This window comes from Brevibacterium oceani (assembly GCF_017948325.1).
GTDB classification, from domain to species: Bacteria; Actinomycetota; Actinomycetes; order Actinomycetales; family Brevibacteriaceae; genus Brevibacterium; species Brevibacterium oceani.
Genome location: NZ_CP072846.1, coordinates 105759 through 117526, shown reverse-complemented (window position 1 = coordinate 117526; position 11768 = coordinate 105759). Strand labels below are relative to the sequence as shown.

11 protein-coding genes are annotated in these 11768 nt (G+C 66.8%); 5 read left to right on the top strand and 6 right to left on the bottom strand.

The window, feature by feature from the left end:
- Positions 1-61 precede the first annotated feature (61 nt).
- Complete coding sequence (locus tag J9314_RS00520; protein WP_210603977.1) at positions 62-1600, top strand: AbgT family transporter; 1539 nt, start codon at positions 62-64, stop codon at positions 1598-1600.
- A gap of 56 nt (positions 1601-1656) precedes the next feature.
- Here J9314_RS00520 and J9314_RS00515 read toward each other — a convergent pair whose 3' ends face one another.
- On the bottom strand, positions 1657-2928 hold the full coding sequence (locus J9314_RS00515; protein ID WP_210603976.1) for a M20 family metallo-hydrolase: 1272 nt from the start codon (positions 2926-2928) through the stop codon (positions 1657-1659).
- Between the two features lie 165 nt (positions 2929-3093).
- On the opposite strand from J9314_RS00515, the gene J9314_RS00510 reads away from it, so the two are divergent.
- The 4 genes from J9314_RS00510 to J9314_RS00495 all read left to right on the top strand — a co-directional run bounded on the left by J9314_RS00510 (position 3094) and on the right by J9314_RS00495 (position 6375).
- Positions 3094-4032, top strand: a complete 939-nt coding sequence (locus J9314_RS00510; RefSeq protein WP_210603975.1) for a LysR substrate-binding domain-containing protein — start codon at positions 3094-3096, stop codon at positions 4030-4032.
- 260 nt (positions 4033-4292) lie between these two features.
- A complete protein-coding gene (locus J9314_RS00505; RefSeq protein ID WP_210603974.1) occupies positions 4293-4907 on the top strand; it encodes a DUF6230 family protein in 615 nt (204 codons plus the stop codon).
- Positions 4907-5524, top strand: a complete 618-nt coding sequence (locus tag J9314_RS00500; RefSeq protein ID WP_181274170.1) for a DUF6114 domain-containing protein — start codon at positions 4907-4909, stop codon at positions 5522-5524. The genes J9314_RS00505 and J9314_RS00500 overlap by 1 nt, the downstream gene beginning before the upstream one ends.
- Complete coding sequence (locus J9314_RS00495; protein WP_210603973.1) at positions 5521-6375, top strand: hypothetical protein; 855 nt, start codon at positions 5521-5523, stop codon at positions 6373-6375. The genes J9314_RS00500 and J9314_RS00495 overlap by 4 nt, the downstream gene beginning before the upstream one ends.
- Before the next feature lie 133 nt (positions 6376-6508).
- Here J9314_RS00495 and J9314_RS00490 read toward each other — a convergent pair whose 3' ends face one another.
- The 5 genes from J9314_RS00490 to J9314_RS00470 all read right to left on the bottom strand — a co-directional run bounded on the left by J9314_RS00490 (position 6509) and on the right by J9314_RS00470 (position 11719).
- Positions 6509-7261 (bottom strand): type 1 glutamine amidotransferase, encoded by a 753-nt coding sequence (locus tag J9314_RS00490; RefSeq protein ID WP_210603972.1) that lies wholly within the window; start codon positions 7259-7261, stop codon positions 6509-6511.
- An 85-nt stretch (positions 7262-7346) separates the two neighbouring features.
- Complete coding sequence (locus tag J9314_RS00485) at positions 7347-8123, bottom strand: 3-oxoacyl-ACP reductase (protein ID WP_181274173.1); 777 nt, start codon at positions 8121-8123, stop codon at positions 7347-7349.
- 56 nt (positions 8124-8179) lie between these two features.
- A complete protein-coding gene (locus J9314_RS00480; RefSeq protein ID WP_210603971.1) occupies positions 8180-9547 on the bottom strand; it encodes an aldehyde dehydrogenase family protein in 1368 nt (455 codons plus the stop codon).
- A complete protein-coding gene (locus J9314_RS00475; protein WP_210603970.1) occupies positions 9544-10320 on the bottom strand; it encodes a gamma-glutamyl-gamma-aminobutyrate hydrolase family protein in 777 nt (258 codons plus the stop codon). The genes J9314_RS00480 and J9314_RS00475 overlap by 4 nt, the downstream gene beginning before the upstream one ends.
- Positions 10301-11719, bottom strand: coding sequence for a glutamine synthetase family protein (locus J9314_RS00470; RefSeq protein WP_210603969.1), 1419 nt, complete (start codon positions 11717-11719; stop codon positions 10301-10303). Before J9314_RS00470 ends, J9314_RS00475 begins: the two co-directional genes overlap by 20 nt.
- Positions 11720-11768: the final 49 nt, after the last annotated feature.

The window sequence follows — 11768 nt, the reverse complement described above, 5'->3', positions numbered from 1 at the left end:
CCCGAAAACTCCCCCGGACCGGACCGCCAGGGCCGATCCGCCGGACCCTCAGGAGCCCGCCATGGAAACGACCACACCCACCACGAAGAACTCCGAGCAGGAGAAGCTCCCGCTCGTCATCCGCGCCCTCAACGTCATCGAGGTCGTCGGCAACAAGCTGCCGAACCCGTTCTGGCTGTTCTGGATCCTCGCCGCGATCCTCGCCGTGTGCAGCCTCATCCTCTCGGCGGTCGGCGCCGGGGTGAAGGATCCGGGCACCGGCGACTGGACCCCGGTGCACAACCTTCTCAGCGGCGACGGCGTCGCAATGGCCGTGAGCACCGCGCTCGACGCCTACCAGTCCTTCCCTCCGCTGATCACGATCATGGTCGTCATCATGGGCGTGGCCCTGGCCGAACGCACCGGCCTGCTGTCGACGGCGATGAAGGTCTCGATCGCCCGGGTCCCCGCCGGACTCATCGTGTTCACCGTCGCGTTCATGGGCACGGTCTCCCACGTCGCCTCGGCGGCGGCCTACGTCATCCTCGTCCCGCTCGGCGGGATGGTGTTCAAGGCCGTGGGCCGCTCCCCCGTCCTCGGCGTCATCGTCGCCTACACCTCGATCGCCTCCGGCTACGATGCGAGTCCGATCCCGACTCCCAACGACGCGATCTTCGCGGGCATCACATCCGCCGCTGCGAACATCATCGACCCCGACTACATCGTCACTCCGATCGGCAACTGGTACTTCAACATCGCCAGTTCCATCCTGCTCGCCGTCGTCATCACCATCGTCACCGAGCTCGTGCTGACCAAGCGCGACAACCTCGAAGCCGATGAGGACGCCGAATACGAAGGCCTCGTCATCTCCGACAAGGAGCGCAGGGCTCTGCGCCTGGCCATGTTCGCCGTCATCGCCGCGGTCATCGCCATCGTCGTCCTCGTCGTCCCCGACGGCGCCCCGCTGCGCGGCGACGGTCCGTTCGGCGAGTCCCCGTTCCTCACCGGCATCGCCTTCCTCATCGCCCTGCTCTTCGGCATCGGCGGCATCGTCTACGGCTTCCGCGAGGGCTCGATCGAGACCTGGTCCGACGTCCCGAAGCTCATGGGTCAGGGGCTGGCGTCGATCGCCGGCGTCCTCGTCCTCTTCTTCGCCATCGCCCAGTTCCTCGAGTACTTCGAGTGGACGAACATCGGCATGCTCGTCTCCGTCTCGGTCTCCGAGCTCTTCACCGGGCTCGGCCTGCCGACCTGGGTCGTCTTCATCCTCGTCCTGCTCGTCCTCTCGGTCGTCAACGTGCTCATCACCTCCGGTTCGGCGATGTGGGCGATCATGGCCCCGGTCATCGTGCCGCTGCTCATGCTCCTCGAGGTCCCGCCCGAGACCTCGCAGGCGATCTTCCGCATCGCCGACTCCGGCTCGACGGCGATCACCCCGATGAGCCCGTACTTCATCCTCGCGCTCGGCTTCATGCAGAAGTACCAGAAGAACGCCGGCATCGGCACGCTCGCCTCACACACCCTCCCGCTGGCCGTGTGCATGACGATCAGCTGGAGCCTGCTGTTCTTCCTCTGGTGGGGCCTGGGCATCCCGCTCGGCCCGGATGCGCCTGTGCGCTGATCCCCGGCAGATCGATGGCGGTCCCGACAGATCGATGACTGCCATCTGAGGTGGCCTCAGGCGCTCAGCTCCAGCGCCGCCGCGGCGAGGACCTCGACGCCGGCCCGGCAGTCTTCGGGAGTCGAGTATTCGCGCGGGTTGTGGCTGATTCCCTGATACTGCCCGCGGACGAAGACCATGGCAGCCGGGGCGATCGCGGCGATCTCCTGCGCGTCGTGGCCCGCACCGGACATCAGCCGCAGCGAGTCATAGCCGTGCTCCTTGGCCGCGGCCTCGAGCGCATCCTGCACGCCTTCGTCGAAGGGCACGGCCTTCGTCCTCGCCATCTGTGCGGTCTCGACCCGCAGGCCCGGTTGAGCCTCGGGGAGGGTGTCGAGGAAGGCCGCAAAATCCACCTCGGCGCGGGCCATATCCGCATCGTCGGGGTTGCGCAGGTCGACGGTGAGTTCGGCCCGGTCGGGCACGACGCTCGGCAGACCGGGAGAGGTCGCGATGTGCCCGACGGTGGCCCGCAGGCGCCCATAGGCTCCGGAGTCGACCATTCGCCTGACCTCGACGACGATCTGCGCGGCGGCCAGTCCGGCGTCGATGCGCAGCTCCGTCGGGGTGGTTCCCGCGTGGGCGGCGCGCCCGTGGAGGGCGACCTTCTGCCAGGAGATCGACTGGACTCCGGTGACGATGCCGATCTGGCGGTCCTCTTGAGCGAGGACGGGGCCCTGCTCGATGTGGCATTCCAGGTAGGCGTGCGGCGGGTCGAGCAGCACGGGGCGGTCCCCGCGGAATCCGATGCGCATCAGTTCGTCGCCGAACCTCAGTCCGGCGGCGTCGGTGAGTCCGTAGGCGTAGTCAAGACCGAGGCGCCCCGCGGCAACGGCGGAGCCGAGCATGTCCGTGCCGAATCGCACGCCTTCCTCCTCGGTCCACGCGGCCACGACGATCGAGCGACGGGTCCGCAGGCCCGCCTCGGCGAAGGCACGGAGGACAGCCAGTCCGCCGAGGACTCCGAGGCAGCCGTCGAAGGCGCCAGCGGTGGCGACGGTGTCGATGTGCGAGCCGATGAGAACCGGGGCGAGCTCGGGGTCCTCACCCTCCCGGCGCCCGAAGATCGAACCCATCTCATCGATCGTGACGTCGAGGTCGAGCTCCTCCATCCACGAGATCAGCAGCCGACGACCGGCACGGTCGTCGTCGGTCAGCGACTGGCGGTCGACGCCGACGAGGCCGGTCGCCTCATCGTCGTAGGCGCCGATCGCGGCGAGTTCCGTGAGGTCGGCCCACAGGCGGTCTCCGTCGATGCGGAAGTCTGCGGAGGTGGTGTTGGCGGTCATTCACGAGTCCTTTCCTGGAAGTGTGCCGGCGGTCGATTCGAGCCTACGGTCGCGCATTCATGAGATCGATAGAATATTTCTCACTACCATTCATGAATCTTTCCCATGTATTGACGCCGACTTCCTGATCCGGCGCCAACCCATGATTCGACGCCAACTGGAGGCATGATGCTCAGTCTCAGACGACTCCGCCTGCTGCGAGAGGTGGGAACCCGCGGCAGCCTCGCGGCGGCCGCCGCAGCCCTGGGCCAGGACCCATCATCGGTCTCCCACCAGCTCAAGATCCTCGAGACCGAGGTCGGGGCGGGGCTGCTCGAACGCGTGGGACGCGGCGTGCGCCTGACGGAAGAGGCGCAGATCCTCGTCACCCACACCGAGGTGGTCCTCCGTGAGCTCGAGGCGGCGGAGGCCGAGATCGCCGGGGTCCGGCACCGGGTGGGCGGCACCGTGCGCATCGCGGCCTTCCAGACGGCACTGCACACGATCGTGCCGGGAGCGCTCACCCGGCTGGCTCGAAACCATCCGGATCTGGAGGTCATCACCACGCACATCCGCGCCGAGGCCGGGGTGCCGTCTCTGCTGGCCCGCGACTTCGACCTCGTCCTCCAGGAGGACTATCCCTCCAGGCCGGCTCGCCGCGACGAAGGAGTGGAGTCCGAGGCGCTCGGCGACGATGAACTCTGCCTCATCACTCCCGCCACAGTCCGCGATTCCGCAACACGTGACTCCGCAACCTCGACGCCGCCCCTGGCCGAGTGCGCGCGCCACTCCTGGGCCATGGAGCCGGCCGACACCCGCGCGGGGCACTGGTCACGAGCCGAATGCCGGCGGGCAGGGTTCGAACCTCAGGTGACCGTGGAGTCTTCGGACAACGTCCTGCTCGTCCGGCTCGTCTCCCTCGGCCTCACCTCGGCGCTGGTTCCTCGGATGGCACTGCGAGCCGGCGCGGTCAGCGGCGGCATCGACCTCGAGTCGGTCTCGGTGAGTCCACTGCCGACACCTGCGAGCAGACGGATCTCGACGGCGATTCGACGCGGCAGCGCACGAACCCCGCGGATCATCGCCCTGCGCGCCGCTCTGCACGACGAGTTCGAGCGACTCTGACGTCGGCGGGCCCGCCGACGGCCGCCTCGGCGAACACCACGTCAGCCCCGACTGCGACCTGGGACGATACTCGCGCTTGCGTCACCCACAGGCCGGCTCCCTCCAGCGAACCCGACGCCGGAGGGCCCCGCACAGCGGGCCGGCGCGAAATTCGCGGTTGACGCGAAAACTACGGGCACGATACTGTCGGGTAATACCCCGTAGTAACATATGTCACAGTTGCCATGCCGACGCAGCCGTCGGACTCCAGAGGAGGATCAATGAAGTTCCCGAAGTTTGAAGCCATCCGCAAGCTCGGCAAATCACATACAGGGCGGGTCGCCATGCTCGCGATTCCCACGGGAGTCGTTTCCGCCCTGCTCATGGGCGGGGTGGCCCAGGGCGCGGTTCCGGTGTCGTTCGCCATCTCCGGCACCCAGTTCAAGATCGCATCCTCGCAGCTCGAGGGAACCGGCTTCTCCCAGTACAGCGGCGTCGCCAAGGACGCTGACGGCAAGCAGCACCCGGTCGTCACTGCGAACATCAAGGATGCGACCCTGGAGAATCTCTGCCAGTCGGCAGTCCAGGACACTCCTCTGGGCAAGGTCGGCATCCTGATCAAGGCGGGCGGCAAAGGCACCCCCGCCTCGGCGAAGGACCTGCAGATCGGCATGACCGGCCTCAAGGGTGACGCTGAGTTCAAGAACATCCGCATCGGCGTCGACGCCTCCAAGGTCAACACGAAGGCCAAGGGCAGCAAGGGCGACTTCTCGCAGGACTCCGACACCGTCTCGATCAAGGACCTCAAGCAGGACTCGTGGTCGACCACGGCTTCGGTCTTCACGCTCAAGGACATGTCGCTGAAGCTCACCGACGGATCCGAGACGTGCGACTGATGAAGGACTCAGCAGCCAACGGGCAGCCGACCGAAGAACGGGAGGCGACCGAACAGGAGGCCACCGTGCAGAAGTCGAGCCTGCTGGCGCTGTCTCGGCGGAGTCGACGCGCCAGTGAGCAGCACGACCACCCCGAATCCGACGTCGAGACGGCGGAGTTCGCCGCCGCGACGTCGGAGGCAGGGGTCGCTGACAGGAGCGAGGAAGCCGAGATGAGCGAAGGTGCCGAAGACCGCCGAGGATTCAAGCACTGGCGTCGGCAGCGTCCCTTCATCGGGGGTGTGCTTGCGGTCATCGGAGGAATCGAGCTGTTCTTCTCCGGTCAGTTGGACCTCGGCAACATGCAGATCCAGTTCGGCATCGAGGGACTGCAGGCGACGGTGCTTCCGATCGTCATCGTCGTCCTCGCTCTGCTCTCGATCTTCAGGCCCACGCACCATGTGTTCTACGGCATCATCGCGCTTGTGCTCGCTGTCTATTCGCTCATCGGAGTGAACCTCGGCGGATTCATCATCGGCATGCTGCTGTCCACCATCGGCTCGATCCTCATCGTCGCGTGGATGGGACCGCGCGAACCGAAGAAGAAGTCCGACGGCACCGAGGAGGGTTCCGGATGAGGGCACGCAGCCGCCGCACGGCCTCCCTCCTGGCGGCAGCTGCCCTCGTCGTCCCGGCGACGCTCGGAGTGGGAACGGTGTCAGCCGCGCAGGCTTCGCCGCTGTGCTTTCTGACGGACACGTGCAAGGATTCCGATTCGGGTGATTCCGATTCGGCCAAGAAGAACCCCGCACCGGCGGGGACCGTCTCGCCGGGCATGCCGACGAAGCCGACGGATGATCCCACCTCGAAGCCCTCTGAGCCCGGTGAGCCGGAGCCTGGTCCCACGGACGAGCCGACCGATGAACCATCGGACTCGGCCTCGCCCGAACCCACCGATCCCGGTGGTCTGGGGCTCAGCGATCCCGACGATGACGGCGACGACGGCGACGAGGATTCGGATAAGAAGCTCGACGGCAAATTCCCTGCGGACGCTCAGCGCGATGACAACGCTCCGGTCTTCACGAAGACGCCCGCGGCCATGGGGTCCGAGTCCCTGTCGTTCAAGGGTCTCAAGGGAATCTCCTTCGTCTCCGTGCCCACGTCAGACGGCGGGTCGATCGTCACCCTGAAGATCCAGGCCGACGAGATCTCCGTCGACGGGTTCTCACTCACGGTGAAACCGCCGGACGAGGACTTCGGGCTGGTGACCACGGCCGATAATATGACGCTCAAGGGCGATGTCACTGTGTACATCGGTTCGATCACCGCGACGACGAAGGACGGGAAGTCGCTGACCCTGGGTCCCGACACTCCGCCGGCCATGGATGACGTCAAGCCGGGCCTCCTGCGAGTCACGATGGGGCTCGTCGGAGCGACAGGAGATGGGATCTACTACACCAACACCGATCAGGAGCTCAAGGAAGCCTGATCGGTCGAGTCCGGCCGACCTCCGGGTCTCGGCCGACGACGAGGGAAGGCCGCGGTTCACTCCGCGGCCTTCCCTCGTTGTATGTGCGCCTTGTCGGGTCAGCCGTTCGTCGAATCGGTGGATCCTCGGACCCTCACCTCGAGCGGAGGAACTCCACAAACGCGGTGGCGAGTCGGCGGCCGCGTGCCACTAGCTCACCGTCGGCGGCTTCGACCTCGACAATGATCGAATCCTCGGTCTTGCCCGCCGGGAGGGCGAGGTCGTTCCCGTCGAGCCAGCGGGCGATCTGTCGCGCATCGGTCTCCGGGTGGAACTGCGTGCCCCACGCGAAGTCGCCGAGGCGATAGGCCTGAACCGGCGCGTCCGAACCCGTGATCAGAAGTGCGGCCCCGTCGGGCAGCGCCATCTCTTCCTGGTGGAAGAGGACCGCGGGCATCCGTTCGCCGGCCAGCGACCCGAACACCGGGTCGGATTCCCCCGCCGAGGTGGCTCCCAGTTCGTAGATCCCGATCTGCGGGTGCGCCCGCCGAGAGATGGGGGCATCGGCGGCGAGCGCGAGCATCTCCCCGCCGAGGCAGATGTTCAGGCTCGGGAACTCTCCGCGGATCGACTCCCGCAACAGGTCCCTGACCTGCGGGAACCACGGATTGTCGGCGTCGTCGCTCGGGCCGGCGGATCCGCCGAGGACGATGAGTGCGTCGAATGCGCCGGTCCCACCGCGCTCGGCGCCCTGTGGATCGCGGACAAGCAGCTCGCCGGGGATCTCCTCGCCGAGGTACGGCCGGGTGACCACCACGTCGGCGCCGGCTTCTTCCAGCCACTGCCCGAACCTCTGCGGTCCGGTGCCGTTCTCATGCTCGATGGCAAGGATTCTCACGCTGCTCATGGCACCATTCTCACCCATCGGCTCGACTGCAAACGGGCCCCACCTCGGCGACGCCCCTCCGATTGCTCTCCTCCCCGCGCTGAACCTACTCCGCGGTGACATAGGCGGATGAGATTCCGCCGTCGACGGTGAAGGACGAAGCGTTGACGAAGGAGGAGTCGTCGCTGGCGAGGAAGGCCACGGCGGCGGCGATCTCCTCGGGCTCGGCGAACCGTCCTCCAGGGCAGTGGACGAGTCGGCGCTGTGCCTGCACCGGGTCCGAGGCGAAGAGTTCGCGCAACAGCGGTGTGTTCACCGGCCCCGGGCACAGGGCGTTGACCCGGATGCCGTCCTTGGCGAACTGGACGCCGAGCTCGCGGCTCATCGACAGCACTCCGCCCTTCGACGCCGAGTACGAGATCTGCGAGGTCGCGGCCCCCATGAGAGCGACGAAGGAGGCCGTGTTGATGACCGATCCGGACTTCTGCTTGACCATCTGCTCGAGCGCATACTTGCTGCACAGGTACACGGAGGTGAGGTTGACGGTCTGCACCTTCGACCACGCGGCGATATCGGTGGTGAGGATCGAATTGTCGTCGGTCGGGTTGATGCCGGCGTTGTTGAAGGCGACGTCGACACGACCATAGTGCTCGACGGTGCGCGCGAAGAGGTTCTTCACGTCTTCCTCATCGGCGACGTTGACGCGCACGAAAAGACCGCCGAGCTCGTCGGCTACCTCGGGACCGCGGACCTCGTCGAGGTCGCCGATGACGACCTTCGCACCTTCCTCGGTCAGCCGGCGGGCGCTGGCCAGCCCGATGCCGGAGGCTCCGCCGGTGATGACGCAGATCTTGTCAGTCAGTCGTGTTGCTGCAGTGGTCATGATTCTCCTGATGTTCGTGGTGGGTGTGATGGCAGGTGCAACGCGCAGCGCACCGGTCAGCGTGCTGGTCTGGTTGCGAAGAAGACGTTCTTGACCTCGGTGAATGCGGACACGGCGTCGGGACCGAGTTCACGGCCGAGGCCGGACTGTTTGAACCCGCCGAAAGGGGTCGAGTAGCGGACGGAGGAGTGCGAGTTCACCGACAGGTTGCCGGCCTCGACGCCGCGGGAGACCCGCATCGCCCGGTCGAGATCGTTCGTCCAGATCGATCCGGACAGCCCGTATTCGGTGTCATTGGCGATGCGCAGGGCATCGGCCTCGGTGTCGAAGGGAACGACTGAGAGCACGGGCCCGAAGATCTCCTCGCGGAAGTCCGCGGCTCGGACATCCGGTGGGGTGATCACCGTCGGCGGGAACCAGAATCCCGGACCTTCCGGCGCTGATCCGGTGAAGGCCACCTCGGCAGCGGCGACGTAGCCGGCGACCTTCTCCCGGTGGGCGGCGGTGACGAGGGGACCCATGTCCGTGTCCTCCCGGCTCGGATCCGCGCAGGCGAACGAGCCGACCGACGACTCGAGCGCGGCCATGAAATCCTCGTAGATCCCACGCTGGACGAGCAGCCGAGAGCGTGAGCAGCAGTCCTGACCCGAGTTGTCGAAGACACCTCCCGGGGCGGCGGCCGCGGCGGCTGCGACATCAGCATCGTCGAAGACGATGTTCGCATTCTTTCCGCCGAGTTCGAGGGTGAGGTTCTTCACCTGCGCCGCGCAGCCGCTCATGATCGACTTGCCCACCTCGGTGGATCCGGTGAAGACGACCTTGCGCACGTCGGGGTGGGTGACGAAGCGCTCACCGACGACGGGGCCCTTGCCGGGGATGATCTGCAGCACGCCCTCGGGCAGGCCTGCCTCGAGGGCGAGCTCGCCGAGGCGGATCGCGGTCAGCGGGGTGATCTCGGCGGGCTTGAGGACCACGGTGTTCCCGGCGGCCAGTGCCGGGGCGAATCCCCAGCCGGCGATCGGCATCGGGAAATTCCAGGGGACGATGACGCCGACGACGCCGAGCGGTTCCGCGAAGGTGATGTTGACGCCGCCGTCGACGGGGATCTGACGGCCGAAGAGCCTCTCGGGCACCGCCGCGTAGTATTCGAGGACATCGCGGACGTTGCCGGCCTCCCACCTGGCGTTGCCGATGGTGTGGCCGGCGTTGGCGACTTCGAGCTGCGCGAGCTCCTCGTTCGCCGCAGCGACCCTGTCGGCGAAGCGCCGCAGGATCCGGGCCCGATCGGCAGGGGCCACAGCCCGCCAGGACTCGTAGGCCCGCGCCGCCTTCGCGATCGCCCGGTCCGTCTCCTCGACATCGGCGAGTTCGACGTCCGTGATCGGCTCTTCCGTCGCCGGGTTGATGACCGTGTAGATGCTCACTTCGATGTTCTCCTCGTTGCTCTGTCTGCCATGTGCCGTCGGGCCGCCTCGACGAGGGCGCGCACGACTCGATCGTCGGTGGGGTCGTGTTCGGGATGCCATTGGACGGCGAAGAGCCAGCCCGAGTCCCGTTCCCTGTCCGGGGCTCGCTCGATGATCTCGATGAGACCTTCGGGACTGCGTCCCGTCACCCGCAGACCGGCGCCGAGGCGGTCGACCCCCTGATGGTGATAGCAGGGTGCCGTCGTCGCCTCGCCGAGGATCTCGTGGGCGAGCGACCCGGGGTCGGTCGTCACAGAGACCTGCCCGTAGACGCCGGGAGCGGGCTGGTAGTCCGAATGCCCGAGCGAGAACGGCAGGTGCTGATCGAGCGTGCCGCCCGCCGCGACATTGATGACCTGGAGCCCCCGGCAGATGCCGAGCACGGGCAGGCCACGCTGCTGGGAAGCGGCCAGGAGCATGGTCTCGCTGGCGTCCCGGAACGGGTGGGACACAGTAGTCTCGTGCGGCCGCTGTCCGTACTCGGCGGCATCGACGTCGGCTCCGCCGGCGAGCAGGAGTCCGTCGACGCGGTCGAGCACGGCCGGGGTCTGACCATGGGGAGGCAACAGCACGGGGATCGCCCCGCAGGCGGCGACCATGCGGACATAGTCGGCCGGGATGAGGGCCGCCTCGGTGTCCCACACACCCCATTGCGCCCGCTGCATATAGCAGCTGACGGCGATGACGGGCGTTGTCGGTCCGGCAGCGGGTTCAGAGTCGTTCGAAGCCACGGAGCCTCTCCCAGTCGGTCACGGTCGAGTTGTAGGCGTCGAGTTCGATGTCGGCGGCGTGCACGTAGTGGCGGACGACGAAGTCTCCGAAGGCATCCTCGGCGACCTGTGAGCCCTCCAATCGGTCGCGCGCTCCCTTGAGAGTGGTCGGCAGGCGGTCGGCACCGGCAGTGTAGGCGTTGCCTTCGGTGATCGCGGGCAGCTCGAGGCCGTTCTCGATCCCGTGGAGCCCCGCCGCGATGAGAGCCGCAGTGGCGAGGTACGGGTTGAGATCGGCCCCGCCGACTCGGCACTCCACGCGCAGGGAGGGCCCCGAGCCGACGACGCGGAAGGCGCAGGTGCGGTTGTCGAAGCCCCAGGCCACGGCGGTCGGGGCGAAGGAGCCTTCGACGAAGCGCTTGTACGAGTTGATGTTCGGGGCGAAGAAGTACGTGAAGTCCTCGATGCAGGCGAGCTGCCCGGCGATGAACTGCTCCATGAGAGTGGAGAACCCGTGCTCGCGGTCTCCGGCCATGACCATATCGCCCTCATCCGAGCGGAAGCTCAGATGGATGTGGCACGAAGAGCCTTCCTTCTGGTCGTACTTGGCCATGAAGGTGATCGACTTGCCGTGCTGAGCGGCGATCTCCTTCGCGCCGTTCTTGTACACCGCGTGATCGTCGCAGGCCTTGAGCGCGGGCTGATAGCGGAACGTGATCTCATGCTGGCCGAAGTTGCATTCGCCCTTCGCCCCTTCGACGAAGAGTCCCGCCCCTGCCATCGAATTGCGGATGTCGCGCAGCAGAGGTTCGACTCGGGCGGTGCCGAGCAGGGAATAGTCGACGTTGTATTGGTTCGAGGGCGTGACCTCGGTGTATTTCGAGGCGAAGGCCTCTTCGTAGCTCGAGTCGAAGGTGATGAATTCGAGTTCGGTGCCGACATGGGCACTCAGTCCGTGCTCGGCGAGGCGGGCGAGCTGGCGCTTGAGGATCTGACGTGGGGAGGGCGCCACCTCGGCGCCGGTGGTCGTCAGGAGGTCACAGTTGACCATCGCACTGCCCGGCTGCCAGGGAAGGAGGCGCAGGGTCGCAAGGTCGGGCTTCATCACCATGTCGCCGTAGCCGGTCTCCCAGGACGAGACCTCGTAGCCGTCGACGGTGTTCATGTCGACGTCGACCGCGAGCAGGTAGTTGCAGCATTCGGAGCCGTGGTCCATGACGTCCTCGAGGAAGAACTGGACGCCGAGCCTCTTGCCCTGCAGGCGGCCCATGTGATCGGTGATGGCGACGACCACGGTGTCGATCGTGCCCTCGGCAGCGAGGCGGCGGAGCTCGTCGACAGAGAGCGGATCGGCTTGGATCGACCCTCGGGACGTCCTCTGCTGTGAGGTGGGCGAGGTGGGTACCGGAATCTCGGTCATGCGTCGTTCCTTTGCTGTGCGGGGTGGTGGACTGAGCGTGTGGGCGGGT

Coding starts and splice junctions, on each gene's coding strand:
- J9314_RS00520 (WP_210603977.1), top strand. CDS start 62: ATGGAAACGACCACACCCACCACGAAGAACTCCGAGCAGGAGAAGCTC.
- J9314_RS00515 (WP_210603976.1), bottom strand. CDS start 2,928: ATGACCGCCAACACCACCTCCGCAGACTTCCGCATCGACGGAGACCGC.
- J9314_RS00510 (WP_210603975.1), top strand. CDS start 3,094: ATGATGCTCAGTCTCAGACGACTCCGCCTGCTGCGAGAGGTGGGAACC.
- J9314_RS00505 (WP_210603974.1), top strand. CDS start 4,293: ATGAAGTTCCCGAAGTTTGAAGCCATCCGCAAGCTCGGCAAATCACAT.
- J9314_RS00500 (WP_181274170.1), top strand. CDS start 4,907: ATGAAGGACTCAGCAGCCAACGGGCAGCCGACCGAAGAACGGGAGGCG.
- J9314_RS00495 (WP_210603973.1), top strand. CDS start 5,521: ATGAGGGCACGCAGCCGCCGCACGGCCTCCCTCCTGGCGGCAGCTGCC.
- J9314_RS00490 (WP_210603972.1), bottom strand. CDS start 7,261: ATGAGCAGCGTGAGAATCCTTGCCATCGAGCATGAGAACGGCACCGGA.
- J9314_RS00485 (WP_181274173.1), bottom strand. CDS start 8,123: ATGACCACTGCAGCAACACGACTGACTGACAAGATCTGCGTCATCACC.
- J9314_RS00470 (WP_210603969.1), bottom strand. CDS start 11,719: ATGACCGAGATTCCGGTACCCACCTCGCCCACCTCACAGCAGAGGACG.